The following is a 25,446-nucleotide window of genomic DNA, read 5'->3' as shown; positions in this document are numbered from 1 at the left end:
CGGCGCCGGGGGCGAGGGCTCCTGAGCAGGCTCCTGAAAGGCGGGGGACCCATGAAGTCGCCACCGGGCCGGATCCGCACCGTTCCGGGACGCACCGACCACGTGGTCGTGGTCGGTGCCGGGGTGTCCGGGCTCGCGGCCGCCCTGCACCTGCTGGGCGCCGGACGGTCCGTGACCGTCCTCGAACGCGAGCAGCACCCCGGAGGGCGGGCCGGCCGCGCCGACGCCGACGGGTTCCGCATGGACACGGGGCCGACGGTGCTGACCATGCCGGACCTGATCGAGGAGGCGCTGGCCGCCGTGGGCGACTCCCTGGAGGACCGGCTGGACCTCGTACGGCTCGACCCGGCCTACCGGGCGCGGTTCGCCGACGGCTCGGCCATCGACGTGCACACCGACGCGGATGCCATGGCCGAGGAGATCGCCCGTACGGCCGGCGGCCGGGACGCCGCGGGCTATCTGCGGCTGCGCGCGTGGCTGACCCGGCTCTACCGGGTCCAGATGCGCTCCTTCATCGACGCGAACTTCGACTCGCCGCTGCACCTGCTCACGCCGCAGCTCGCGCGCCTGGCCGCCATGGGCGGCTTCGGCCGCCTCGCCCCGGCCGTCGGCCGCTTCGTCGCCGACGAACGGCTGCGCCGCATCTTCTCGTTCCAGGCCCTCTACGCCGGTGTGGCCCCGCAGCGGGCGCTCGCCGCCTACGCCGTCATCGCCTACATGGACACGGTCGCGGGCGTATTCTTCCCCAAGGGCGGCATGCGGGCGCTGAGCGACGCCCTCGCCGATGCCGTCACCCACGCGGGAGGCACCCTGCACTACGGCCGGGACGTACGCGTCCTGGAGCGGCGCGGCGAACGGATCACCGGGGTCCGCACGGCCGACGGCTTCCGGATCGGCTGCGACGCCGTGGTCCTCACCCCGGACCTGCCCGTGACCTACCGCCTGCTCGGGCGGACACCATGGCGCCCGGTCCCGTTGCGCTTCTCCCCCTCGGCCGTGGTCCTGCACGCCGGTGTCGACGGCGCCCGGCCCGGAACACCGCACCACACCATCTCCTTCGGTGCGGCCTGGGAACGTACCTTCGACGAGATCTGCCGGACCGGCACGCCCATGAGCGATCCTTCCCTCCTCATCACCCGCCCCACGGCGACCGACCCCGGGCTGGCACCGCCCGGACACGACCTGTACTACGTGCTGGCGCCGTGCCCCAATCTGCGCACCGGCCGGATCGACTGGGAACACACGGCGGACGGCTACCGCGACGCTCTGGTGCGGACGCTGGAGAAGCGGGGGCTGGCGGGGTTCGGCTCGGCGATCGTGATGGAGCGCCTGAGCACTCCGCTGGACTGGGCGCGCAGGGGCATGGCCTTCGGCACTCCGTTCAGCGCCTCGCACACGTTCGCCCAGACGGGACCGTTCCGGCCGCGCAACCTGGTGGCGGGGACCGGCAACGCGGTCCTGGCGGGATGCGGCACCACTCCGGGGGTCGGGCTCCCCACGGCCCTGGTGTCCGGGAAACTCGCCGCCGCCCGCATCGTTGGGGAGGCGGCCGTGCGGAAGGGGACACGGTGATGGGGACGGTCTCCGAGCTGGACGCGGCCGGTATCACCGGGGCCCTGCTGCGCCGGGACTACGCGGGCAGCCGCGCCCTGCACGCCTGCCATGGACGCACCTACTACCTCGCCACGCGGGTGCTCCCGGCAGCGCGGAGACCGGCCGTCCACGCACTGTACGGGTTCGCCAGGTGGGTCGACGACATGGTCGACGAGCCGGAGCCCGGACGGACGCCGGAGCAGACCGCGGCGATCCTCGACGGCGTCGAGCAGGATCTGCGCACCGCCCTGTCCGGCGGGCGGGCGCGGCGACCTCCGGTGCGGGCACTGGCGGACACGGCGCGGCGCTACGCGATTCCCGGGGAGTACTTCACGGCGTTCATGGCCGCCATGCGCGCGGACCTCACGGTCACCGGCTACGCCGACTACCCCCAGCTCGAAGGTTACATGTACGGTTCGGCCGCCGTGATCGGCCTCCAGGTGCTGCCCGTCCTGGGCACGGTGGCGCCGCGAGCCGAGGCGGAGCCGTACGCGGCGGCGCTGGGCACGGCCTTCCAGCTGACCAATTTCTTGCGGGACGTCGCCGACGACCTCGGCCGCGGCAGGGTCTACCTGCCGGCCGACGTCCTCGCCGGGCACGGCGTCGACCGCGAACTCCTCCTGCACTGCCGCCGTACCCGCGCGCAGGACGCCCGGGTACGCCGGGCACTGGCGGAGCTGGCGGCGCTCAACCGGGACGTCTACCGGCGGGCCGAGCCGGGCTGCGCGATGCTGTCGCCGGTGGCGCGCCCGTGTGTCGAGACGGCGCTGCGGCTGTACCGGGGCATCCTGGACGAGATCGAGAAGGCCGACTACGACGTGTGGTCGCGGCGCCACCGTGTCGCGCGTGCCCACCGGGCGCGCGTCGCGGCCCCCGCGATCGCCAAAGTCCTGGTGGCGCGCATGGCCGCCCGCTGAACGGTGATGTTCCCGACGAACACCAGGTTCCCTGTCCCGCGAAGGAGGGCGCCCCATGCCCGTTCCCGGCCCCGGACCCCGACGGTCGCCCCTGCGCAGGCTTCCCGCGACCCCCTGGAACCGCCAGGGCCCCACCTGGCGCGAGGCGGCTCCCGCCGTGATCGGCGCGGCCCTCAAGCGGGCCCTGGCACGCCCCTCCGGCAACTGGTACGTCCTCGCCGCCAGCTCCCAGGTGCGCCGGGACCGGGCCTTCGGGCGGGTGGTCGCCGGTACGGAGATCGTGGCCTGGCGGGACACCGAAGGGCGCCTGCACGCGGCGCCCGGGGCCTGCCCGCACCTGGGGGCACCGCTGTGCCGGGGCGCCGTCGACGCGGGGAGGCTGGTGTGCCGCTGGCACGGTCTGGCGCTGGGACCGGAGGGTTTCCCCGGCTGGCACCCCTTCCCCTCCTTCGACGACGGGACGCTGGCGTGGGTTCGCCTGGACCGGGCCGGCGGGGAGGAACCGCTCCCCCGGCCGGTTCTTCCCGAACGGCCGTCGTCCGCCACGACCCTCACCGCGGTGGAGAGCCTGGCCGGCCGCTGCGAACCCGAGGACGTGGTGGCCAACCGGCTCGACCCGTGGCACGGCTCATGGTTGCACCCCTACTCCTTCGTGGGGCTGCGCGTCACCGAGACCGCGGCGGGGAGCGTCCCGGATCCCGACCGGATGGTCGTGGAGGTGGCGTTCCGGGTGGCCGGCCGGTGGGGGGTGCCCGTCCAGGCGGCCTTCAGCTGCCCCGAGCCGCGGACCGTGGCCATGCACATCATCGAGGGCGAGGGGAAGGGCAGTGTCGTGGAGACGCACGCCACTCCGCTGGGCGTACGCGACGGCGTCCCGGCGACCGCGGTCATCGAGGCGACCACCGCCACGTCGGAGCGTGCGGGTTTCGCCCTGGCCGCCCGCCTCGCCCCGCTGCTCCGTCCCGTCATGCGCGCGGCGGCCCGGCGCCTGTGGCGGGACGACCTCGCCTACGCGGAGCGGCGCTACGCCCTGCGGACCTCCGGCGGGTGGCCCGGTTGAGCGCCGGAGCGCGCCCAGCGGGCCACCGCCCGCATCGGGGCCCAGCGCCCCCGGCGCGGCACCGTCCACAGCCGGTGCCCGGGCAGGCCCCAGTGGGCCAGCAGCCGGTCGGCGGCCACCAGGCCGCTGGTGGCGGCGCGTTCCATCAGGGCCACCGGGAGGTCCACCCGGACGTGGTCGCCCGCCACCACCAGGAAGGGGTCGGCGGTGGCGACGGCCAGCCGCCGCGCGTGGCCGCCCGGCGGGAAGAGCGGGCAGTCCGCCCGCAGTTCGTGACGCTCGTCCACGATGGCCGCGTCCGCGGTCTCCGGGAAGACCCGGCGCAGCTGGGCGACGAGCCGTTCCCGTTCGGCGCGCTCGTCGCAGGATGCGGGCAGCGCGTAGGCGTGCAGTTCCACGACCGATCCGCCGGTGCGCCGCGCCCACCGCGCGGCCTCGTCCTCGAAGCGTTCCAGCACGCTGACGTTGTCGAGTGTGGGATACCCGGCGGCGCCGAGGAAGCCCGGGCGCCCGGCGCGCACGGGCCGGTCCAGCCACAGCCGGCTCACCAGGAACGGCGGCGCACCCGGCAGTGCGACGGCCCGGCGGCGCCACTCCCGGTCGCCCAGGGCGGGCGAGCCGGCGGCGAGGTCGCGTAGCCCGGCGACGTCCGTGGCGAGGACGACGGCGTCGAACTCCTCGCCCTTCTCACCGGCCGGGTGGACGGCGAAGCGCCGCCGCTCCCCCGGCGTGATCCGGGAGACCGGTGTCGAGAGCCGCAGGCGCACCCCGTACCGCGCGAGGTACGCCGACCAGGGCTCCCAGAGGGCTCGTGGGAAGGGGGCGTTGGCGACGTCGAACAGCAGCCCCTCGCTGGAGCCCAGGAAGTACAGGTGGAACATGATGGCGAGTTCCGCCGCCGAGAGCTGCGCGGGGTCGGCGAAGAAGCTGCGCGAGAACACCTCGAAGGCGAGGTGCCGGGCGCGCGGCGGGAAGCGGATCGCGGCCAGGAGCGCGGGCGCGTCCAGGTGGTCCAGCCGCTGGTGGACACCGGGGACGTCGACGTCCAGAAGCTGGACGGCGGCGGCGATGTTGACCCGGGCCAGTTCGCGCGCGGGAAAGCTCGGGCTGCGCGCCACCAGCCCGAACGCGTTCAGCGGCGGGGACGCCGGAAGGCCGGCGAAACGTTCCTGGCGGCCGTCGGCGTGCACGAGCGGGTAGTCGGGCAGCGGGCTGAGCATCCCCAGGCCGGGGTCCAGGCGCGCCAGCAGCCCGCGCAGGTTGTAGTACTGGCGGAAGAAGGCGTGGAAGCCGCGGCTCATGGTGGCTTCGCTTCCGTCGGCGAGCACCGTACGCCAGCCCCGCAGGCGCCCGCCCAGACCGGGTTCGCGCTCGAAGACGGTGGTGTGCACGCCGCGTTCGGACAGGGCGGTGGCCGCGGCCAGCCCGGCGATCCCGCCGCCGACCACCGCGGTCCGGGGAGGAGCGGCGGGCTTCGGCGCGTGCGGGACGGGAGGCGCGATCTGCTCGGCGAGCGGATCGGCCGGCGCCCACGTCACGAGGGACCGCCCTCGACCGGGACGCTGCCGAGGAAGGTGTGCACGATGCCGCGTTGCCAGCCGGTCAGTGCCAGGGTGCGCACGTTCTCCAGCCCTGCCTCGCGCATGCGGTGGCGCAGGCGGGAGGCGCCGTCGAAGTCGAGCACGCTCCGCCACAGGTAGCGGTACAGGCCGGAACGGCCGGTGACGGCCCGTCCGAAGGGGATGATGACGCTCCAGCAGACGAGCGACCACACGCCCCGCGCCACGGCGGAGTCGGCGACGGAATACTCGTGCAGGACCATCCGGCCGCCGGGTCTGAGCAGGCCGGCCATGGCCGCCAGCGCCGCATCGGGGTCGGGGCAGTTGCGCAGGAGGTAGCCGGCGAAGAGCGCGTCCGCGGGACCGCCGAGGGTGTCGGCGGTCAGCTCCTCGGCCCGCGCGTGCACGAACCGGACACCGGGGCCCCAGCGTTTGCCGCGGGCTCGGGTGAGCATGCCCTCCGACGCGTCCACCCCGATGATCTCCGCCCGGGGGAACGTCCGGGCGAGGGCGGCCGTGGACGCCCCGGTACCGCAGCCGAGGTCGAGCACCCGGAGCCCCTCTCCACCTCGCGGGAGCCGGAGTCGACGCGCCGAGACGCGCAGGTGGCGGTGGTAGCCGGGATTGGCCGCGACGAGACGATCGTAGGACGCCGCCGCGCGGTCGAACTCGTCCGTGATCGCGCCGGTCTTCATCGCGCGCACCGTCCTGGCCGTGCTGCCCATCATCCTCCGGAGTGGAAAGGGAAGGGTCCGGCTTCCGTGCCATGCTAACGGCCATGCGGGTATTCGACGTGCTCATCGTGGGTGCGGGCGCGGCCGGCCTCACTCTGGCGCACACCGGTGCGGGAGCCGCCCTTCCGGGTGCCGGCGCGCCGGAGATCGCCCTGCTCGATCCGCCCGTGGGGGCCGCGCGCCCGAAGGACCGCACCTGGTGCTTCTGGGAACACGGCGCGGGCCGGTGGGACGCCGTCCTCGCCGCGCGCTGGGACCGGCTGTCGGTCGTCGCCCCGTCGGGCGCCAGGCAGGAACGAGCGACCGGTCCCCTGTCGTACAAGATGCTCCGTTCACGGGACTTCACGGAACACGTCCGCACGGGGCTCGCCCCGAACGTGCACCCCTGCACCGCCACGGTGACGGCGATCGAGGACGGTACGGACCATGCGACGGTGCACGCGTCCCGGCCCGACGGTTCAGAGGTGCGGCTGCGGGCGCGCTGGGTCTTCGACTCGCGTCCACTGCCGGCGCCGCCCGCCGCGCGCACGACGCTGCTGCAGCACTTCCGCGGATGGTTCGTCCGCACCGGGGAGGACGCGTTCGATCCCGGCACCGCGGTGCTGATGGACCTGCGCACCCCGCAGCCGCGCGCCGGCGTCTCCTTCGGTTACCTGCTTCCGCTCTCTTCCCGGGACGCGCTGGTGGAGTACACCGAGTTCACCCGAGAGGTGCTGGACGACGCCGGATACGACGCGGCTCTTCGCCGGTACACCGGGCGTGTCCTCGGCCTGGAGGGGTTCACGGTCACGGCCTCCGAGCAGGGCGTCATCCCCATGACGGACGGACGTTTCCGCACCCGCGTGGGGCGGCGGGTGTTCCGGCTGGGAGCGGCGGGCGGCGCGACCCGGCCCTCGACCGGGTACACCTTCAGCGGCATCCAGCGCCAGGCCGCCGCGGTGGTGCGCGCCCTGGAAGAAGGGCGCACTCCCGTCCCGCCGATCCCGCACCGCCGACGGCACCTCGCCATGGACGCCGTCCTGCTGCGTGCCCTGGACACCGGGCGGCTGGACGGCGCGGATTTCTTCGCCCGGCTGTTCGCGCGCAACGACATGCGCGACGTCCTCGACTTCCTGGACGGGCGCTCGGCGTTCACGCGCGAACTGGCCATGGGGGTGACCACGCCCATCGCCCCGATGGCGGTGACGGCCCTCGAACGGGCACTCCTTGCCATGCGTCCGCCGCCCCGGGCACCCTGACGTGTCCCGCGCTCGCGTATGCGACTCGCCGCGGGGCGGTCCACGCTCTTGATCTCAAGCGTGCTCGATGTTTCAGAGTGCTGCCCATGAGCACATCGGCCCCCGGGCACGCGCCCATGAGGCGGAGATCGCGGCGATCAGGCAGGTGGTCGCCGCGGTCGAGCACGTGTGGGTCATGGCGAAGGAGAACGGACGGTGGCTCCTCACCGCCGGCCAGAACACCGGCGCTCCCGACGATGAACTGGAGGAGGACACGACCGGCGGACCCGTCTTCGCCCCTGCCGGGTGACGCCGGCACCCGCCTCGGCGGAACGGGAACCGCTTCGCCCGGGGAAGCGGCCTGGCCTGGACCTGGCGGGGCTTTCGGCAGGAGATCGCGAACCGGCCGGGACGGCGCGGTGGCGGGCGTGCCTGGCCGGTGCCTCGTCTCCCGGCGCGTCGTCCGGCGCGCGCGGCGAGGTGACCGGTCAGGAACGCCGGATGACGATGTCCCCGGTTCCGGTGCGGGCGTGGATTTCGACGGTCTCCTCGGACGGGCCGGGACCGTCGGCGGCGGCGAGCGCGTTGTGCACGCCACCGCGCCCGGTGTTGACGTCCAGCCAGGCGGCGGTGGACGCGCGGACTCCGACCTCCAGGTCACCGACGGCCGTCCGCAGCGACACCTGACCGCGCGCGACCTCGCCGATCCGGATGCCGCCGTTCGCCGACGTGGCTTCGACCCCGGCGTGTGCGACGCCGACGGAGATGCGGCCGTTGGCGGAGTTCACCCGCAGGTCGCCGGTGACCTCGCCGATCACGGTCGCCCCGTTGCCGTTCCGCACCGTCGCGGCACCGGCGATCTCGCCCACGTCGATCTGGCCGGCCCCCGCGACGGACGCGTCGCCCCGCACGCGGCCCAGCCGGATCTCACCGTGGGCGGATCGCAGATGCGCGGTCGCGGCCTCGTCGAGCACGATGTCGCCGAAGGAGGTGGTGAGCTTACAGTCACCGAACCGGCCTTCGCAGGTGAAGTCGGCCATGGGCGAGTGGGCTCGCACGTCCGAGCCGGCCGGCAGTTCGATGTCGATGGCGAGCGATCCGCTCCTGCCGAACAGGGAACGCTTGCGCGGTCCCTTGACCAGCAGCCGGCCGTCCGAGCAGGTGACCCGGGTCTGCCGCGCCGCCGTGACGTCGGCCTCGGCGCCGGGGTCGCTCGGCAGCACCTCGACGACCGTGTCGGCGCGCGGGCCCGCGGAGATCCGCACGGATCCGGCGTCGAACTCCAGCGAGACGGAGATCGGTTCGGGGGTGTCGAATGTCGGCATGGCTGTCCCGTCCTCATGACCGTGGATGGCGTTCCCGCGGGTGGCGCGGGCGGGGAAGTGGCGTGGAGCTCGGCCCCGTCTAGCGGACCCAGCCGGTGTAGCCCTGCCGCGCGCGGCCGCGACCGCCCCCGGCGGGCCGTCCGGGCTCTCCGGTCTCCAGGGCCGCGGCGGCGGCGCGCACCAGCCACGCGTTGACCGAAAGCCCCTCCCGGCTCGCGGCGTCCTCGACGCGTGCCTTGAGGTGTGCGGGCAGCCGGAAGTTGATACGCGCCGTCCCGCCCTCGTCGGGGTCGAGGTGGACGGCGGGCGGCACGGACGTCCGGGGGACGCCCGGCGCGTCCTCATGCCCCGCGGCGTTCTCGAAGGGGTCCTGGGCCGGCGGTGTCACCACGAACTCGGGATCGAGCCCGCGCAGCCGCACGTCGACCGAGCCGGGCGCCAGATCACGGGTGACCTCGGCCATGGCGGCGGACAGCGCGTTCAGCAGGGTGAGCCGCGCTGCCGACTCCAGGGGGGCGGTGAGCCGTTCGGCCAGGGCTCGGGCGTCCGCACCGCCCGCGTCCGCGGCGACCGCGAGCTCGTGCCGGAGGTTGTCGACGTACGGCGTGAGATCCATGGCGTCATAATGGCACCATGATGGCGTCACAGCAAGTGACGGTGACACCTTCGCGGGAACCGCCATCCGGGAGCCGGCCGCGCACCACCCTCACGACAGGGTTCGGAGCCAGCGGCGGCAGGACGCCGCGTGGTCGCGGCCCGGACGGACGCTGGCGCGGCCCCGCTCAGGCCGGCGCCCGCGTCCGTCGCGTTCGTCAGGCGGTGAAGGCCGCCGCGTGCTCCCGCACCCACTGGGCGAAGGTCCGGGCCGGACGCCCGGTGACCTGCTCCACCGTGGGCCGGACGGTGCGGGCCGCTTCCGGTGGGTCGGTGCGCATGGTGCGGAAGAACTCGACGTCCTCGTCGGAGTAGCCGGCCGCCCGCCACTGGGCGACGCACTCCTCCTCGGTGAGCGCCACGTAACGCACCCGCCGCCCGAGGGCCGCCCCGAGGATCAGTACCTTCTCGGGCGGGGTGAGCGTTTCGGGCCCCGTCAGCACGTACTCGCGCCCGGCGTGCCCGTCGCCGGTCAGGGCGGTGGCGGCGACCGCCGCGATGTCCGCCTCGTGGATCATCGGGCTGCGCGCGTTGGCGAACCCCTCGCGCACGACGCCCTCGGTCCGTACCGACTCGGCCCACTCCAGCGCGTTGGCCATGAACTCACCCGGCGAAAGGTACGTCCACGCGAGTCCACCGGCCTCGACCGCCTCCTCCAGCGGAGTTTTCCCGACGTCGCCCTTGAGGACGGTCACCCGCCGCACGCCGCTCGCGCGCGCCAGTTCCACCAGGTCCGGGCCGGTGGTGAGGGGAGCGAAGGTCGCGCCGTCGAAGGTGATGAGATGCGCGGCGGTGACACCGGCGAACGCCGCGCCCAGGCTCGCCACGTCGGTCAGGTCGCCGGCGACCACCTCGGCGCCGGCGGGGAGTTCGGCGCAGGCGGGGTCGCGGGTGAGGGCGCGGACCCGGTGTCCGGCGGCGAGCAACCGGGCGACGAGGTGCCGCCCGACGGTTCCGGTGGCGCCGGTGACGAGAACGGTCATGGGATCCTTCCGCATCCGGGGTTCGGGCAGAGCAGGGGCACGTGGGCGCCGTGCGCCGCCGGCCGGGCGGGCCGGCGTCAGCACCGGCGGTGGTCGCGGAACGCCGCGCGCAGGTCGCCGACCAGCAGCTCCGGCTGCTCCAGCGCCGGGAAGTGGCCGCCTCGGTCGAACTCGGTCCACCGGACGATGGTGTTGTCGCGTTCGGCGAGCCGGCGGACCGGGAGTGCGATGTCGTCCGGGAACACGGCGACGGCGGTCGGCACGCCACTCGGGGGCTCGGGCTCGCCCCACGTCTCGACGCCCTCCTTGTAGTAGCGGGCCGAGGAGCCGGCGGTGCCGGTGAGCCAGTACAGCATCACGTTGGTCAGCAGGGTGTCCCGGTCGACCGCGTCCTCGGGGACGTCCTTCGCGGCGGTCCACTCGCGGAAGCCGTCCGCGATCCAGGCGAGCTGGGCCACCGGCGAGTCGGTGAGCGCATAGGCGACGAGCCGCGGCCGGGTGGACTGGATGGCCGCGTAGCCGCCGAGCTCGTACTCGTAGCGGTAGCCCTTCTCCACGCTGCGCCGCTCCGTCTCATCAGAGAGGTCGGCGTTGTCCGGGGTGGCGCTCGCGCTGAAGAGCGTGGTGAGGTGCACGGCCACCAGGTGCTCCGGGTCGGCCAGCCCCAGCTGCCGGGAGATCAGCGCGCCGAAATCGCCGCCGTGCGCGCCGTACCGGTCGTAGCCGAGGCGGCGCATCAGCTCCGCCCACGCGCGCGCCACCCGGGCAACGGACCAGCCGGTCTCGCGGGTGGGGCCGGAGAGCGTGAACCCGGGGGCGGACGGGATCACCAGGTGGAACGCGTCGGCCGGGTCGCCGCCGTGCGCCCGGGGGTCGGTGAGCGGGCCGATGACGTCCAGGTACTCCACCAGCGAGCCGGGCCAGCCGTGGGTGAGAAGCAGCGGCAGCGCGTCCGGTTCCGGCGAGCGCACGTGCGCGAAGTGGACGGTGTGGCCGTCGAGTTCGGTGGTGAACTGCGGGACGGCGTTGAGACGGCGCTCCTGCGCCCGCCAGTCGTACTCGGTGCGCCAGTACCCGGCGAGGTCCCGCAGGTAGCCGACCGGGATGCCGAACTCCCAGCCGGCGTCGGCGGGCTCCTCCGGCCAGCGGGTGTTCCGCAGGCGCCGCTCCAGGTCGTCCAGGTCGGCCTGCGGGACGTCGACCCGGAAGGGTGTGATCGCGTTGTTCATGGCCCGGGACGGTAACCAGCGTGGCGGACACGCGCTGTCCGCCACTGCTGGCAGTCTTCGGAACCGTGACCGAATCCTCCGCCCGGCTGCTCCGGCTGCTCGCCCTGCTGTCGTCCCGCCCCGAGTGGCCGGGGGCCGAACTCGCCGAGCGGCTGGGGGTGAGCACGCGGACGGTGCGCCGGGACGTCGACCGGCTCCGGGCGCTCGACTATCCCGTCGAGGCCGCCATGGGGCCGGCGGGCGGATACCGGCTGGGCACGAGCGGCCGGCTGCCGCCGCTACTGCTCGACGACGAGGAGGCCGTCGCGGTCGCGGTCAGCCTGCGGACCGCCGCCGGCAGTGGCGTGGCCGGGATCGGCGAGACCGCCCTCGGTGCCCTGCTGAAGCTGCGTCAGTTGCTGCCGGACCGGCTGCGGCGGCGGCTGGACGCCCTCGCGGTCTCCAGTGTCGCGATGTCGGGCCCGCCGGCCGTGGACGCCGGGGAACTCACCACGGTGGCCGGGGCGTGCCGGGACCGCCGGTGCCTGCGCTTCGACTATCGCGGCCACCACGGGGACGTGAGCGTCCGGGTGGTCGAGCCGCACGAGCTGGTGAACTGGAACGGCCGCTGGTACCTGGTGGCGTGGGATCGGGAGCGCACCGGCTGGCGCACCTTCCGGCTGGACCGGATGCGCTGCCGGCCGTGGACCGGCCCACGGTTCGTCCCGCGCGAGATTCCCGGCGGGGACCCCGCCGCGTTCGTCACCCGCGGGGTCGCGCTGGTCTGGCCGTACCAGGCCGTGGTGCGGCTGCACGCCCCGGCGGAGTCCGGCAGCGCGCGCCGGGCCGCCACGTACGGCCGGATCGAGGCCATCGATGAGCGGAGCTGCCGGCTGCGCTTCACCGCCGACTCGCTGCACGCGCTCGCGTTCCTGCTCGGCGCACTCGACGTCGACTTCGAGGTCGAGGAGCCGCCGGAGCTCGCCGGTGAGCTGCTTCGGCTGGCTGACCGGTTCCAGCGGGCCGTCGCCGGCCCGGCCGGAGGATCGCCCGGTTCCGGCGGCGCGGCACGGCCCCCCGACGCGGGGAGCGGCCGCGCCGCCGGTCCGGCCCGCTGACCGGCGGCGCGGCCGGCGGGCCGGGCGGAGCGGCGGGAGCCGTCAGTCGACGGCCAGCGCGATGAGCTGGGTCTCCTGGTTGTCGGAGAAGTTGTCGTCGCTGATCAGCAGCAGGGTGCGCTCACCGGACGGCAGCTCGGGCCCCCAGGTGACCCCCTCGATGTTGTCGACGTGGTCGAGGCCCGCTTCGGCCAGGTCGAGGTCGTCCAGGTCGAGGAGCAGTTCCTTGGCCATCAGCCGCGGCTCCCGGTGCATGTCGGGAATCGCGGCGGCTCCCGAAATGTCGGTGGCGCGCGCGGTGGTGGCGCGGTACAGCCGCACCTTGTTGCCGGAACCTTCGACGAAGGCGCGCTCCACGACGATGTAGGAGCCGGGTCGCTCCGGGTCCGCCAGGATCTCGCTGACGCCCTGGTCGGCGGTCCCGTCGGCGGGCTCCGGCGCGGCGAACAGCGGTTCCAGCGGGTAGCCGTACTGGGCGAGCTGGACGCCGTGCCGGTTGGTGACGGTGAACCGGACGACGGCGCCCTCCTCGGCGGTGGGCACCGGGCCGTCCTGGTACAGCGGGCCCTCCATGGCGGTGACCACTCGGCCGTTCGGGGTGAGGGTGAGCCCCTCGAACGTCAGGTTGCGGCGCGGCCCGACCTCCGAAGCGCTCATGGTGAGCGTCCGTGGGGTGGGCAGCGCACGGACGGTGGTCCCGCCCGGGTCGGCGAGCCGGACCTGCGGGTTCTGCAGGACGACGAGGTCGCCGTCGACCACCCGCTCCCCCTCGGTGGTCCACCACACGTCGCCGGTGACCGGGTCGAGGCGGATGGACTCGGGGTCGACCGAGCCGGTCCGGGCGCAGTCGGCCCGCGGGTCGGGGCACGGCCGGGAGACGAAGTCGTCCCTGTTGGGGTAGGCGTCCCCGTTGGGCTGCCGGAGGATGTGCGCGGCCGTGAAGTCGACGCCGTGCACCCCGGAGCCGTCGACGTCGATCTCCGCACGGAAGAAGCGGGAGGGGTCGTTCTCGGACCGGTCGTCGGTGACGAGGAGGTAGTCGCCGGTCTCGGGGTCGTAGTCGATGCCGGAGAGACTGCCGACCATGGTGCCGTCGACGGTCAGGTCCGGAGGGATGACGGTGGCGCCGAGCAACCGGGGCTCGGAGATCTCCTCGGCGTGCGCGGGGGTGGCGGTGACGCCGAGCGCGAGCAAGCCCGCCGCGACGGTACGTACGCGAGCATTGAACAACATGGCGAATATTCGACCACGAACGGCCACCACTCCCGACAAATTGGCCAATCGGGCGTAGAAATTCACCCAACCGTGCCCTTGTCGCCGCCGACGGCGACCGAGCGCGCCGCGCCCCGGTCAGCCCACCGCCCGCAACCCGTCCAAGGTGACGCCGAGCCGGCGGTCGGGCTGCGGAACCTGTCCGCGGGTCCACGCCGCGGCGGTCACCGGCGCGAACACGTCCGGTCCGGTCACATCACCGTGGGCCTTGCCGGCGGCCTGGGCGCGATCCGCGCGACGTGCTCCAGAGGGGCGCCGACGCCCTCCTCGCGGAACACGCGTCGGCTTCGGTGAGCAGGCGCTCACGGTCGCGGCGGGCGTCGGCGCGCGGTCGGCACCGTAGGGGCCGGGAGCCGCGCGAGCCTCCTCCTGCTCGTTCGAGGCGCCTCGTTGCCCGCTACGCCCCTGCGAGCACGGGGTCCGGCCGTGCCGTCGTCCGCCGGGAACGGGTGAGCGGCTTCCCCGGCCGCCCGTCGGTCCCGGCGGTGACGGGAACGATCAGGGGGTCGCCGCACGCCCGGGGGCGGACCGCTGCCCCAGGCGGATCCGGTAGGGCCGCCGGTCGGCCAGGAACGGGTGGCGGGTCTGCCGGCCGTCGAACCGCTGATGCGCTTTGTCGGCGAGGCGGTTGCCCATGTCGATCGCCTTGTTTCCCGCCACCAGCCGAAGCTGGGCGTTGCGGGCCGTGCGGTACCGCGAGCGGGCGTCACCGGTGAACGCGTTCTTCATGGCCGGCACCAGGTCTCGGTATACCTCCGCAGCCTCTGTCCGGTGGCCCTGTTCCACGAGAATCCGTGCACGCATCTCCCGCGCGTCCAGCGTGGCCGGGTGATCGCGCCCGTACACCTTGGTCCGGCGTTTGATCTCCTTGTGCGTCTCCTGCTCGGCGACCTCCAGCGCCACTGTCCATTGCCCCCGGGGGATCTCGCCGTCGGCGATCCCGGCGAGGACGGCCTGCGCCCGGTGCAGCCGGATCCGGCCGGTCAGCTCGTGCTCACTGCCGAGCCGCCGCTCGGCCTCCGGCAGCGTCCGCTGCGCGATCCGGCTCACCTCGTCCGGCCGGCCGGTGAGCGTGAGCTGGTCCATCAGCCGGACCCGGGTGTACAGCATCATCTGGACGTCCCCGGTACCGGTGGCGGCGTACGCCTTGCCCTGGCTCGCGGCGAGCTCCCGCCACACCTGCTCCGCGCTCGCCCGGCCACGCCGAAGGGCCTCCGGGTCGTCCTGGTTGGTGTAGATGCCCGTCAGCATCTCGGCCGCCAGCCGGATGTCGGGGTGGGTGGGCGAGTGGACGCCGAACGCCGTCTCCCGGAGCCGGAAGACGTACTCCAGCACCTTGGCGGCGTCCTCGCTGTCGCCGCGGCCGAGGAACTCCCGCGCCGCGGCGATCCGCCTGCGCACCGCCTCCGGCGGCGGGTAGACTTTGTCATCCAGCAGGATCCGTTGCCAGATCTGCTCACGGGTGCTCGGTTGCCCGGTTCCGGCCATGCTTGGTGGTGTCCCTTCCGGTTGGTGGACGGCCCGCCCGAGGCCGGTTCCCGGCCGCCGGTGTCACTCCGCGGTCGCGGCGACCGTCTGGTCCAGTTGCTCCGGGGTCGCCATCATCGCGGTGAATGCCCGCGGGTCGTCCAGCGCGCTCACGATGCCGTTCGCCAGAGCCGGGTTGCTCGGCAGCATCCTGAGCAGCTCCATCACGTGCGGCGGCGACTCGCCCTCCAGCACGCCGCCGATCAACTCGCCCAGCAGTATGGCCTGCTGGCCGTACTCCCAGTAGTCGTCGAAGGTCGACCGCATGAAGGCGGCGTCGAACGGGGCGTCGCCGTGCGCCACGATACGGTCCAGGTACTTCTGGGCGCACACGGTGGAGTTGTTCCAGCCCTGCAGCACGACGGGGTCGATGGACAGCACGGTGTCCGCCATCCCGAGCACGCACCGCCCGGACGGCAGGACGCCGACGGGGTCACGGACGTACGGCTCGATGCGCTCCACGCCCGCGCTCTTGTCGTCGATGAGCTCGGAGTCCTTGACCTGCTCGTACAGGTGCGGTGCGTGCTCTCGGCTCAGCTCCAGCGCCCGCGCGTGCAACCGCACGGGGTTCAGCCGCTCCTGGGAGACGTCGAGCGGGCCGCCCACCTCGCCGAACATGAACAGCGAATGGCCCGGACCGTAGGGCGTGTACGACGGAACGACGTACATCGAGCCCAGGCCGCCGTAGAAGACGCAGTCGAGGGTGTTGTCGCGGGGGCTCTCCGCTCCGAACACGAACGTGTCGACCGCGACGCGGGGCCGTCCACCGCCGGTGCGCGCGGGGTCGATGTCGAACAACTGGCCGAGCTCCCCATGCCCCGCCGCGACCACCGTCAGGTCGTACATCCCGGCCAGATAGTCCAGGTCGGTGACCGTCACACCGTGGATGGTGACCTTGCCGCCCCTGTCCTCGAACGCCTCCAGCCAGTCCGCCATCTTGACCCGCCGGTCCATGGACACGCCGCCGCCCTCTATGGCCGCGGCGAAGCCGAACCGATCCTCGGCCGTGGGCCCCAGGTCGACCTGGACCGTGTCGAGAGCGGGCGCCTGTCCACGCCAGAAATCCAGGTTGAGCCGGCGTTCCTGGGCGAGGGCGGAGGGGAAGGTGAGCTGGCTCACGGCCACCTTGCCGTAGCGGACCTCCGTGGACGTCCGCGCGGTCAGCAGTGTGACGTCATAGCCGTGTTCCAGCAGACCATGGGCGAGATACAGACCGGACTGTCCGGCGCCGACAACCAGGATTCTTCGCATGGGGTCGCTTTCTGGGTTCGGTCACGATTGAGGGTCGGGCCTCGGAGGGCTGGTCGTCACGTGGAGGGCTGTTCGAGTCCACCGGGCGCCGCCGGAGGGCGTCGGGCGGCCGGACCGATCACGGAGGACCGGAGGAGTGCTGTCCGGTGATGTCGGGCGGCGGGGTTCGCAGGGTCATATGGGGTGTTTCATGGTCGCTGGCCGGGTTTGGGGGAGTAGTTATCCCGCCGATCCGATAGAAACGGTGGGTGACTTACGTGTCAGTAATCAGCACCTTCTCCCGCTTAAGCGCTGTATTTCAAGCGCGCGAGCCACTATAGATGAAATGTCGCATTGCAACTACTTTCCGGGTGCGAGTTAAGTGGGTGTTTCGTGATCATCGCTGGGAATGGTCACGCTGTGAAACGACGAATGTCATGACCAATCGTTTCTTCCCCCATGACGGGCAACGGCCGGCACGTCCGCGATCTCGTCGTCCCCACCCGTCAGGGAACGAACGTTTCCGCCGGTCAGCGCGATCCTGGCACGGCGGTCACCTGACCGCCCCCGCCAGGCCGAGAGGACATCAGGCCCGGTAGCCGGACCGTCAGCAAGATCACTCTCTGTGAGCCCCCGGACGGCGCCGCCCGGGCACCTCCCCGGCGCTACTGGGCGCCCGCCGCCGGGACGGCCGGGCGGCGGAGGCCGTCGAATGGAGCGGACGCGGCGGTCCTCCCGTCATCGCGGGCGCCACGCGGTCACGCCGGAACGGGGACCGTCCGGCGGACGCCGAGGCGGCGGCTCAGCCAGACGACGACGAGCACGTAGAGGCCCACCTCGACCGCGGTACCGGCCAGCGCGTACCAGCTCCCCGACCCCGTCCCGGCGTCGGCATAGGAGCCGTCGTACGCCGAGAGCGAGAACAGCACCGTGTTGTGCAGTACGTGGAGCGCGACGGCGGCCTCCAGGCCGCCCGTGTACCAGGTCAGCCACGCCATGGCCAGGCCGAAGATGGCGACGTCGGCCATCGCCCAGGCGCTGTAGTCGTGCAGCAGCGCGAAGACGACCCCGCTGGCCAGAACGGCGGGGACGGGGGTGCGCAGCGCCCGGCTGAGCAGGGTGTCCCGGTGGCGTTCGCCCCGCTCGGCGCCGTAGCCGCCGATGAGCTGCATGAGGAAGCCGCGCAGCGCGTACTCCTCGGCGGCAGCCTGGAACGGCACCAGCAGCAGGACGACCGCGAGCGCCGCGATGAAGGCGGACCCGCCCGTGAACGCGCCGAAGACCGGTTGGCCGGGCGAGATGACCGCATAGCCGCCGAACAGCACGGCGAGGTAGCCGGCCACGCACAGCGCGGCCGTCGCCGCGCACACCAGCAGCCATCGCCACCGCAGCCGGCCCTCGACCGAGGAGAGGGTTCCGGCCGGCCGGCGCAGCACCAGGCGCACAGTGCCGAGAACGACGGGGATCAGGCACGCGAGCAGCACGAGCTGGACCACCAGGTCCGCCAGTGGCGAGCCCGTGACGCTGTCCCCGCCGGGCCGGCCGCCGAGGAACAGGGCGGCCGACACCGCCCCGGCGATGACGACGACCAGCACCGTCAGGTAGCAGAACAGCGCGAACACCACCGCCAGCAGCGGGCGCCACCACCGGAATCGCTCCGTGCGCTCAAGGCGGTGGTAGGGGGTACCCGGCCGCGGCCGGGCCAGCCGGACTCCGCCCCGTGGGACCGGGGTCCCGGGCGGCACACCCCATGCCCCCGTCCGGGGCGGGTTTCCCGGTTGCCCGAAGGGCGGCCGGTCGGATGATTCCGGCAGACCGGGATATTCCTCAGCATTCCCCATAGGCGCGATAATAGCGCCCGCGAGAAATCGCCGTGTTCGGGGCAGAACGCCCGAGATGAGAGCGGGCCGGGTATTTCGCCCCGTCCCGCCGGAGGCGGGTGCCGGCAATTTCGCGGTCCGGCGCCATCGCCCCCACCGAAATGGGCTCCGTGCCGCACCGGCGGCATTTCAGGACGCGGCAGGTCCCATTGCGGCGGACGGACGCACCCCTGCGGCCGGGCGTCGGCCGGCGGGTCCCCGCCGCGCACGACGGACCGGCACGCCCGGCCACGCGACATCGGCCTGTGACCGCCTGCTCACCGACCGCGTTCGGGGGACGGGCCGACGCGGAGGTGGCACGACTGCGGCGCGCACAGGTTGTGGACGGTTGTCCGCCGCACATTTGGACGGTTGCCGACGGCCCTCGGGACACCGATGTGATCGATTCCTTAACGCGGCGACATGCGAAGTATGCGGAGAGATCCAGATTCGATACCAGTAATGGCCTTTCGTCCCTTCAGTCGCTCGTGTTCCGGTGGTAAGCATGCCTGGACCAAGTCCAGCAGCGACAAAGGACCATTCGTGCGTCTGTCTCCCGCCCCTGCCGCCCAGACATCCGTCTTCCGCAAGAGCAGCTACAGCAGTGTGCAGAACTGCCTGGAGTTCGCCGACCTTCCCGGCGGCGCCGCCGTGCGCGACTCCAAACATCCGGAACTCCGCCCCCTCACCGTTTCGCACGCCGAGTGGGCGGGATTCGTGAGCGCGGTCAAGCAGGGCCGGCTGTGACCTGACCGAGGCGAGTGTTCCGACGGCCCCCGCCCCGGCGGGGGCCGTCGGTTTTGCCGGGTCCACCGGGCGCCGATCTCACTCCCAGTACCGCAGCGGATGGTCGGCCGGCACCTCGACCAGGCACAGCGGCAGGCCGTCCGGGTCACCGACCCACATCTCGATCAGGCCCCACGGCTCCCGCAGCGGTTCCCGCAGGATGGCGGCGCCCTTCGCGGACAGTTCCCGGTGCGCCTCGGCCACGTCCGCCACCTGGAGCCACAGTTGGGTCGCGGCGGGCTCCGGAGGGCGGTCGGCGTGGGAGGAGAGTTCCAGGAAACCGCCGCCGAGGAAGAACACCGTGCCCCGCTGTGCGCCGGTGCCGAACTCCCGGTAGATCTCCAGCCCCAGGGTGTCGCGGTAGAAGGCCCGGCTCCGTTCGAGGTCGGTCGGCCGCAGCAGGATGCGGCTGCTGAGAACGTGCACCATGCGGACGACTGTACGGCGTGGCTCCGGCCCGGCCGGTCCCCCTCACCCGGGCGATTCCTCGTCGAAACTCGCGTAGTAGGCCGCCGCCATGTCGCGGTGTGCGTAGCCGTGCCGGGCCGCCCGGTCCAGGCGCGCGGCGGACGCGGCGGCCAGGTCCGCACGGACCCCGGCGGCACGGGCCGCGTCGAGGACGAGGTGCGCGTCCTTCGCCGCGTTGGCGACCGAGAAGCTGACCGCCGGGTCCTCCGTGAGCACGGCGTTCGCCTTGGCGTGCAGGTAGCCGGCGTCCAGCGCGCCGCCCGCGACCACGTCCAGGAACCGCCGCGGATCCACGTCGAGCGCCTCCGCGAGCGCCACCGCCTCTCCGGCGGCGGTGTTCAGCGCGAGCACCCAGCTGTTCACGACGAGCTTGAGCGCGCTCGCCGTCCCGGCCTCCCCCACCCAGACCGTGCGGGAGCCGATCGCCTCGAACACCGGAGCGACCCGGTCGGCGGCGGCCCGGTCCCCCGCGGCCAGCACGGTGAGCGTCCCGCTCTCGGCGGGGCCGGCGGTCCCCACCACCGGCGCGTCGACGAAGGCCAGTCCGCGACGGCCGGCGATGGCGGCGAGTCTGCGGGCGGATTCGGGGCCGACCGTGGAGCTCTGCACCCAGACCGCGCCTCGGGGCGGATCGGCGATCTCGGCCATGACCCGCTCCACGGTGGGCCCGTCCGTGAGCATTGTGAGAACGACGTCGGCTCCGGCGACCGCCTCGGCGGGAGTGCCGGCGACGGCCGCCCCGGACTCGGCGAGCGGCTCGGCGCGGGCGCGCGTGCGGTTCCAGGCCCGCACCTCGCACCCGGCGGCGGCGATGTTGCGCGCCATGGGCAGGCCCATGATGCCGGTGCCCAGGACGGCGACGGTCAGATTCCGTGAAGGAACGGCGGTGTCCATGGCCGTGCTCCTACCCCGGGATGCGGGACCGCTCCCTTGGAAATCTCGCTCCTCCCGGAGTGTGCGGGCCGGTTGTCCACAGCCGTGCGATCAGGGTGGCCGGGGCGGCCACGCCGCGGCGAGACTGGCTGACGGTCGGGCTCGGCAGGAGCAGCCCGCACGGGAACGGGCAGGTGATCGGAATGCAGGTACCGAACGCACGGGCGCACCCTCGGCACCCCGGTCCGCGCACCGCGCGGGGTGGCGCCCGGTGCCCGGCGGGTCGCGCCGCGCGGGCTCGGGCCAGGCGAGCGGCGCGGCCCGGGCTCGCCGGGTGTCCACCGGTTCCGGTGCCGGGAGACCGGCCTCCGGGCACACCGGATCGGTGCGCCCGGAGGCAGTGGCCGCGGCGTGGGGCCCCGCCGCCGGGGCGCCGCGCCGCAGCCGCCGGCGGGTCAGACACCGCGCCGCATGGCCCTGGTGCCCAGCACCAGCCCCACCAAGGCCACCGCGCCGGCCGCCAGCGCGCCGTACAGCACCTCGGGCTCCGTGAAGCGGCCGTCGAACAGCGCCCGCGCCGCCTCCACGATGTAGCCGACCGGGTTCAGCAGGGCCAGCGTCCGCAGCCACCCCGGCCCCGACTCCACCGGCAGCAGCACTCCCGAGAGCAGCAGCAGCGGGAACATCGCCATCTGGGTCACGGCGTAGAACAGCTGCCCGCTCGGATACGAGGCGATCGCCAGCACGAACGAGAGCGAGCTGAGGCCGAGCCCGAGCACCAGCAGCAGCGCGAGGCCGGCCAGCACGCCCAGCGGGCGCACCTGGAACCCCAGCGGCACCGCGAGGCAGATGATCAGGGCGGCCTGGGCGAGCAGGACGACGAACTCCTTGAGGGTCCGGCCCACCAGCATCGCGGTCCGGTTCAGCGGGGTGACCAGCATCCGTTCCATCGAACCGCCGCCGAGATCCAGCAGCAGGGAGTAACCGGCCGCCATCGGTCCGGACAGGCACATCATGATGAGGATCCCGGGGACGAACCACTGCCACGGCGTGCCGTCCGTCCCTCCCACTCCGGTGGCTCCGCCGAGCATCGGGCCGAACAGGAAGAGGAACAGCAGCGGCTGCCCCATGGAGAAGAGCAGTCCGAGCGGGCGGCGCACCGTGGGGGCGAACTCCCGGGAGAACACGGTGGCGGTGTCGCGGACGAAGGTCGTGGTCATCGGGCGGCTCCGGTCTGGGGTCTGGGCGGTCTGGGCAGAAGGCGGCCGAAGAGGCGGGCGCGCGCCCCCGCCTCAAGAGAGCGGACGGTCGTCACGCGGCGGCTCCGGCGGACTCGCTCTCGCGCAGGCTGCGCCCCGTCAGGGCGAGGAACACGTCGTCCAGCGTCGGCCGGGCCGTCTCCACCGCGGTCACCTTGACTCCGGCCTCGTCCAGCGACCGGAGGTAGCCGGGCACCGCCGCCCCGGCGTTGGGGACCCGCACCCGCACGTCCAGGCCGTCCCGGGCCACTTCGTCCGGTCCGGCCAGCCGGGCGGCGACCGCTGCGGCCGTGGCGGCGTGGGCCGCGTCGCCGGTGGTGATCGTCAGCCGGTCGCCGGCCAGGTCGCTCTTGAGCCGTTCCGAAGTGCCGTCGGCGATCACCCGGCCGTGGTCGATGACCACCACGCGTTCGGCCATGTTGTCGGCCTCCTCCAGGTAGTGGGTGGTGAGCAGGATCGTGGTGCCGTACTCGGCGCGCAGCCGGAGGATGTGCCGCCAGACCTCGGCGCGGCTGTGCGGGTCGAGGCCCGTCGTGGGCTCGTCCAGGAAGAGCAGCGCGGGGCGGTTGACGAGCCCGATCGCGATGTCGAGCCGCCGGCGCTGCCCGCCGGAGAGCGTGGCCGGCCCACGGTGGGCGAGGGCTCGCAGGTCCAGAAGCTCAAGCAGTTCGTCGGCGCGCCGTCCCGCCTCGGCGCGGGTGAGGCCGTAGCAGCGGCCCTGGGTCACCAGTTCGTCCCGGCAGCGGTACTCGTCACCGGCGCCGCTGCGCTGGCCGACGTATCCGATCCGGGCGCGGACCCCGGCCGGATCGGCGACCACGTCGCATCCGGCCACGGTCGCGGTACCGGAGGTCGGTGGGAGCAGTGAGGTGAGCATCCGGAGCGTGGTCGATTTTCCGGCGCCGTTCGGACCGAGAACGGCATCGAGCTGGCCGTCCGCCACGTCCAGGTCGAGGCCGCGGACGGCCTCCACGGTTTCTCGGCGCACCTTGAACCGGCGGGTCAGTCCTCGGGCGTGAATCATGTCGATCTCCTCGGGATTGGACAGGCGGGTTCAGGGCATGGAGAAGAAGCCCAGGTCAGGGGCTTGCTGGAAGTTGATTCATCTTTGTCCACGTCATTTCGCCCTGGCAAACGCGAACGTGACGTTCACGTTTTTCTGACCTGCGAAAACACCGGCCGTCCGCTACCTCCGCTGTCCGGTTTCCGGAAGGTGCACCGGGGGCGACATGCGATTTTCCGAACGAGCGGAAATAAAAGCAGCCAGATTCCGCGGGCACTCGGCCGTCATCCGGGATGGCCGGACACGGCCGCTGTCCACGGGTAACCTGGCGGCCGTTCCCCGAGCACCGCCACGATGGTTCGGACCGCCCTCGGCCGAATGCGGAGCTGACCGACATGCTGCGGATCCACTTCACCGAAGCGGACCTGGCCCGGGTACGCGTCGCGCCCGGCCCGGATCCGCTGTGGGAGGCGGTGCTGAGCCTGCACCGCTTTCAGACACGGCGGGGGCGCGCCGCCGTCCTGCGCTGGTACGACGACGCGCGGCTCGCGCTGCCCCGGCACGGACTGGTGGAGACCGTCCGGTCGCTCCTCATCCCGATCGCGCCGCACGCGCTCTACATGCCGGATTTCCTCACCCCGGACGCCGCGGAACACGGACTGGACGCGGGGCTGGACGCCATCGCGGCGACCCCCCGGGAGCGGCTGCGGTACGAGCTCGGCCGGGTGGCCGAGGGCGGCCGGTTACCGAGCCCCGGACAGGCACTGGCCGACGGCGACCGGCGCGGCCGCGAGGAACTGCTCGACGGGCTGCGCAGGTATCACGCGGCCGTCCTGGAGCCGTACTGGGACGACATTCAGGCCGACGTGGACGCCGACCGGATCCGCCGCTCCCGGGCGATCATGGACGGCGGGATCGAGGGGCTGCTCGGCAGTTTCGAGCCGATGATGCACTGGAAGCCGCCGGTGCTGCACGTCGACTACCCCGCCGACCGCGACCTCGCGCTGAACGGCAGGGGTCTCAAGCTGGTGCCGTCGTACTTCTGCTGGCTGCGCCCCATCGCGCTGGCCGACCCCGAGCTGCCGCCGGTGGTCGTCTACCCCCTGCACAACGGCGCCCGCCAGGCCCGGCGCGGCGCCTATCCACGCGGCTCGCCGGGCGGGGGATCGATGCTGGCGGCGCTGCTGGGCAACACCCGCGCGGCGGCGCTGGAGGTGATCGCGCTGGGCGTCACCACGACCGAACTCGCGAGTCAGCTCGGGATCTCCCCGGCGGCAGCGAGCCACCACATCCGGGTCCTCCGCGACGCCGGGCTGATCATCAGCACGCGCGACCGCCAGCACGTGCTGCACACCATCACGCCATCGGGCGCGGATCTGCTGCGCCACAACGGAGGGGGTTGATCGGCCGGGAGCACCCCATCCCTGCCCCCGACCGGTCACCGTGGACACGAAGTCGTCCGTGCCCCTCCTTCGCACCGGGTCCTGCCCGGAATGCCTGGCGGACCGTGGCGCGGTTCCATCTTCCGGGGTGCGGCCTCCCGCCCGCCACACTCTTCAAACCCGATCGAAAAGCGCAGCTCAGCGTGGGTGTCCGGCGGTGTAGGCCGACGAAACCGACATTGGCGACGGTTCCCTAGAGAGGTCTTGAAACCGGACAGTTCTTCCCGGTCGTGCGACCGCCCGCCGCACCACCGGGACCGCACGTCGCGGCGCGGCCCGGGGAGGCCGACGCGTGGACCCACCGGCCGCCCAGGTGCGCACGCGGCCGGCCTCGTGAGCCACGAATGGGCGCCTCGCCCCGGACGGACGCTACGGGCCCGGCCGGATGCGCCGGGAGCCCAGGGCCGGTGACGGGAGCGTCGCCACCCAGGTCCGGCACGGCGGGTCGCTGTCCACGTACTCCTCCCACCGGATCCTGGTGGGAGGAGACCGGGTACGGCGTCGCGGTGCCGGCTCAACAGCGGCATGACGCTCACCGAGGAGGACGCCTGAGGGTTCGCGGACGGCATCGTCGCCCTCACCGGGGGCCGGACTCCTACGTCGGCCGGTGGGCCGGACCTGTGGAAGGTCGACGCCGCCTTCGGCGTGCTCACGCTCATGGTCGCCGCGCTCGCCGCCCTCGGCGTGCGGCGTTCCCGGGTCTGGGCCGCCCGGCGTGCGGTCCGGCCGTGGTGGACGCCCGTGCCCCGCCTGGCCGTGCTGCTGCTCGCCCCGGCACTGCCGGCGGCCTTCCCAGCCCCTGGCCGACTTCCTGACGGGCGGCCATGACGCCACCTGGATCCAGCGGTGCTACGCCGTCCCCGCCGAACCGACCTTCCTGGGCGTGGCGCCCCTCGATTGCCCCGCGGTCCTGCTCGCACGCGGTACCGCGCTGCGCCGTACCGGACGCGCCGGAGTCCACCGGGCGGGACCGGGCCGGACCTGACCTATTACGGGCGACTTTTCCGCTTTTGCCAACGCCTTTCCCATCCGTCCGGTTGAACCGGGCCGCTCAGGGCACGGGACTCGTATCGGCATTGGAGGCATTATGGCGATCACCGGAATCATCAGTGCAATCGTCGTCGGCCTGATCATCGGCGCGCTCGGCCGCCTCGTCGTGCCGGGCAAGCAGCACATACCTATTTGGCTGACGTTGCTGATCGGCATCATCGCGGCGCTGGTCGGCTCGTGGATCGCGAGCTTCTTCACCTCCTTCTGGCTCGTGATCCTCATCGTCCAGGTGGTCCTCGCCGCCATCGTCGTCTACGCGGTCGCCGGGATGTGGTCCGCCCGCGGACGCAGGGTGTGAAGCCCGTGGTG

General features: G+C 73.2%; 24 protein-coding genes. 9 read left to right on the top strand and 15 right to left on the bottom strand.

What is annotated here, in order from left to right; all coding sequences use genetic code 11:
• The first annotated feature begins 51 nt into the window (after nt 1-51).
• From crtI to ACFQRF_RS10330, 3 genes are read left to right on the top strand one after another with little or no spacing between them, the layout of a single operon-like run.
• Entirely contained in the window at nt 52-1,572 is a 1,521-nt protein-coding gene (gene crtI / locus ACFQRF_RS10340; RefSeq protein ID WP_379870790.1) for a phytoene desaturase family protein, read from the top strand.
• Complete coding sequence (locus ACFQRF_RS10335) at nt 1,569-2,510, top strand: phytoene/squalene synthase family protein (protein WP_379870789.1); 942 nt, start codon at nt 1,569-1,571, stop codon at nt 2,508-2,510. Before crtI ends, ACFQRF_RS10335 begins: the two co-directional genes overlap by 4 nt.
• A gap of 55 nt (nt 2,511-2,565) precedes the next feature.
• Nucleotides 2,566-3,570, top strand: a complete 1,005-nt coding sequence (locus ACFQRF_RS10330; protein ID WP_379870788.1) for a DUF5914 domain-containing protein — start codon at nt 2,566-2,568, stop codon at nt 3,568-3,570.
• Here the strand turns inward: ACFQRF_RS10330 and ACFQRF_RS10325 are convergent.
• A complete protein-coding gene (locus ACFQRF_RS10325; RefSeq protein WP_379870787.1) occupies nt 3,534-5,108 on the bottom strand; it encodes an FAD-dependent oxidoreductase in 1,575 nt (524 codons plus the stop codon). The genes ACFQRF_RS10330 and ACFQRF_RS10325 overlap by 37 nt on opposite strands.
• Nucleotides 5,105-5,854: a class I SAM-dependent methyltransferase gene (locus ACFQRF_RS10320; RefSeq protein WP_379870997.1), complete on the bottom strand. Its 750-nt coding sequence runs from the start codon at nt 5,852-5,854 to the stop codon at nt 5,105-5,107. Before ACFQRF_RS10320 ends, ACFQRF_RS10325 begins: the two co-directional genes overlap by 4 nt.
• Nucleotides 5,855-5,907: 53 nt before the next feature.
• On the opposite strand from ACFQRF_RS10320, the gene ACFQRF_RS10315 reads away from it, so the two are divergent.
• Together ACFQRF_RS10315 and ACFQRF_RS10310 are read left to right on the top strand one after the other, a co-directional pair.
• On the top strand, nt 5,908-7,101 hold the full coding sequence (locus ACFQRF_RS10315; RefSeq protein WP_379870786.1) for a lycopene cyclase family protein: 1,194 nt from the start codon (nt 5,908-5,910) through the stop codon (nt 7,099-7,101).
• Nucleotides 7,102-7,168: 67 nt separating this feature from the next.
• The gene (locus tag ACFQRF_RS10310; RefSeq protein WP_379870785.1) at nt 7,169-7,390 is read left to right on the top strand and encodes a hypothetical protein; all 222 of its coding nucleotides are present in this window, start codon (nt 7,169-7,171) and stop codon (nt 7,388-7,390) included.
• 178 nt (nt 7,391-7,568) lie between these two features.
• Here ACFQRF_RS10310 and ACFQRF_RS10305 read toward each other — a convergent pair whose 3' ends face one another.
• The 4 genes from ACFQRF_RS10305 to ACFQRF_RS10290 all read right to left on the bottom strand — a co-directional run bounded on the left by ACFQRF_RS10305 (nt 7,569) and on the right by ACFQRF_RS10290 (nt 11,271).
• Nucleotides 7,569-8,405, bottom strand: coding sequence for a DUF4097 family beta strand repeat-containing protein (locus ACFQRF_RS10305; RefSeq protein ID WP_379870784.1), 837 nt, complete (start codon nt 8,403-8,405; stop codon nt 7,569-7,571).
• A gap of 79 nt (nt 8,406-8,484) precedes the next feature.
• The gene (locus tag ACFQRF_RS10300; protein ID WP_379870783.1) at nt 8,485-9,021 is read right to left on the bottom strand and encodes a hypothetical protein; all 537 of its coding nucleotides are present in this window, start codon (nt 9,019-9,021) and stop codon (nt 8,485-8,487) included.
• Between the two features lie 196 nt (nt 9,022-9,217).
• Nucleotides 9,218-10,042 carry an NmrA family NAD(P)-binding protein gene (locus ACFQRF_RS10295; protein ID WP_379870782.1) on the bottom strand — a complete coding sequence of 275 codons (825 nt, stop codon included), beginning with the start codon at nt 10,040-10,042 and terminating at the stop codon, nt 9,218-9,220.
• A gap of 77 nt (nt 10,043-10,119) precedes the next feature.
• Nucleotides 10,120-11,271 carry an epoxide hydrolase family protein gene (locus ACFQRF_RS10290; RefSeq protein WP_379870781.1) on the bottom strand — a complete coding sequence of 384 codons (1,152 nt, stop codon included), beginning with the start codon at nt 11,269-11,271 and terminating at the stop codon, nt 10,120-10,122.
• Nucleotides 11,272-11,336: 65 nt separating this feature from the next.
• Here ACFQRF_RS10290 and ACFQRF_RS10285 point away from each other — a divergent pair, with 65 nt between their 5' ends.
• Nucleotides 11,337-12,368 carry a helix-turn-helix transcriptional regulator gene (locus ACFQRF_RS10285; RefSeq protein WP_379870780.1) on the top strand — a complete coding sequence of 344 codons (1,032 nt, stop codon included), beginning with the start codon at nt 11,337-11,339 and terminating at the stop codon, nt 12,366-12,368.
• 42 nt (nt 12,369-12,410) lie between these two features.
• Here ACFQRF_RS10285 and ACFQRF_RS10280 read toward each other — a convergent pair whose 3' ends face one another.
• The 5 genes from ACFQRF_RS10280 to ACFQRF_RS10260 all read right to left on the bottom strand — a co-directional run bounded on the left by ACFQRF_RS10280 (nt 12,411) and on the right by ACFQRF_RS10260 (nt 18,142).
• Nucleotides 12,411-13,601, bottom strand: coding sequence for an esterase-like activity of phytase family protein (locus ACFQRF_RS10280; protein WP_379870779.1), 1,191 nt, complete (start codon nt 13,599-13,601; stop codon nt 12,411-12,413).
• 117 nt (nt 13,602-13,718) lie between these two features.
• A complete protein-coding gene (locus tag ACFQRF_RS10275) occupies nt 13,719-13,946 on the bottom strand; it encodes an SbtR family transcriptional regulator (RefSeq protein ID WP_379870778.1) in 228 nt (75 codons plus the stop codon).
• Nucleotides 13,947-14,138: 192 nt separating this feature from the next.
• Nucleotides 14,139-15,128 carry a hypothetical protein gene (locus tag ACFQRF_RS10270; protein WP_379870777.1) on the bottom strand — a complete coding sequence of 330 codons (990 nt, stop codon included), beginning with the start codon at nt 15,126-15,128 and terminating at the stop codon, nt 14,139-14,141.
• 63 nt (nt 15,129-15,191) lie between these two features.
• The gene (locus ACFQRF_RS10265) at nt 15,192-16,418 is read right to left on the bottom strand and encodes a styrene monooxygenase/indole monooxygenase family protein (protein ID WP_379870776.1); all 1,227 of its coding nucleotides are present in this window, start codon (nt 16,416-16,418) and stop codon (nt 15,192-15,194) included.
• A 737-nt stretch (nt 16,419-17,155) separates the two neighbouring features.
• Nucleotides 17,156-18,142, bottom strand: coding sequence for a CPBP family intramembrane glutamic endopeptidase (locus ACFQRF_RS10260; RefSeq protein ID WP_379870775.1), 987 nt, complete (start codon nt 18,140-18,142; stop codon nt 17,156-17,158).
• A gap of 657 nt (nt 18,143-18,799) precedes the next feature.
• Here ACFQRF_RS10260 and ACFQRF_RS10255 point away from each other — a divergent pair.
• The gene (locus ACFQRF_RS10255; RefSeq protein ID WP_379870774.1) at nt 18,800-19,003 is read left to right on the top strand and encodes a DUF397 domain-containing protein; all 204 of its coding nucleotides are present in this window, start codon (nt 18,800-18,802) and stop codon (nt 19,001-19,003) included.
• A gap of 78 nt (nt 19,004-19,081) precedes the next feature.
• Here the strand turns inward: ACFQRF_RS10255 and ACFQRF_RS10250 are convergent, their stop codons facing one another.
• The 4 genes from ACFQRF_RS10250 to ACFQRF_RS10235 form a co-directional block, all read right to left on the bottom strand.
• On the bottom strand, nt 19,082-19,471 hold the full coding sequence (locus ACFQRF_RS10250; protein WP_379870773.1) for a VOC family protein: 390 nt from the start codon (nt 19,469-19,471) through the stop codon (nt 19,082-19,084).
• Nucleotides 19,472-19,513: 42 nt separating this feature from the next.
• Nucleotides 19,514-20,404: an NAD(P)-dependent oxidoreductase gene (locus tag ACFQRF_RS10245; RefSeq protein ID WP_379870772.1), complete on the bottom strand. Its 891-nt coding sequence runs from the start codon at nt 20,402-20,404 to the stop codon at nt 19,514-19,516.
• 434 nt (nt 20,405-20,838) lie between these two features.
• The gene (locus tag ACFQRF_RS10240; protein ID WP_379870771.1) at nt 20,839-21,603 is read right to left on the bottom strand and encodes an ABC transporter permease; all 765 of its coding nucleotides are present in this window, start codon (nt 21,601-21,603) and stop codon (nt 20,839-20,841) included.
• Between the two features lie 91 nt (nt 21,604-21,694).
• Nucleotides 21,695-22,666, bottom strand: a complete 972-nt coding sequence (locus tag ACFQRF_RS10235; RefSeq protein WP_379870770.1) for an ATP-binding cassette domain-containing protein — start codon at nt 22,664-22,666, stop codon at nt 21,695-21,697.
• A gap of 374 nt (nt 22,667-23,040) precedes the next feature.
• Between ACFQRF_RS10235 and ACFQRF_RS10230 the strand changes: the two genes are divergently transcribed.
• Both ACFQRF_RS10230 and ACFQRF_RS10225 read left to right on the top strand, forming a co-directional pair.
• Entirely contained in the window at nt 23,041-24,048 is a 1,008-nt protein-coding gene (locus ACFQRF_RS10230) for an ArsR/SmtB family transcription factor (RefSeq protein ID WP_379870769.1), read from the top strand.
• A 1,126-nt stretch (nt 24,049-25,174) separates the two neighbouring features.
• Complete coding sequence (locus tag ACFQRF_RS10225; protein WP_379870768.1) at nt 25,175-25,435, top strand: GlsB/YeaQ/YmgE family stress response membrane protein; 261 nt, start codon at nt 25,175-25,177, stop codon at nt 25,433-25,435.
• Nucleotides 25,436-25,446 lie beyond the last annotated feature (11 nt).

The organism is Marinactinospora rubrisoli (assembly GCF_042664915.1).
In the GTDB taxonomy this organism is placed as follows: domain Bacteria; phylum Actinomycetota; class Actinomycetes; order Streptosporangiales; family Streptosporangiaceae; genus Marinitenerispora; species Marinitenerispora rubrisoli.
This window is presented reverse-complemented; position numbering and strand designations above follow the sequence as displayed.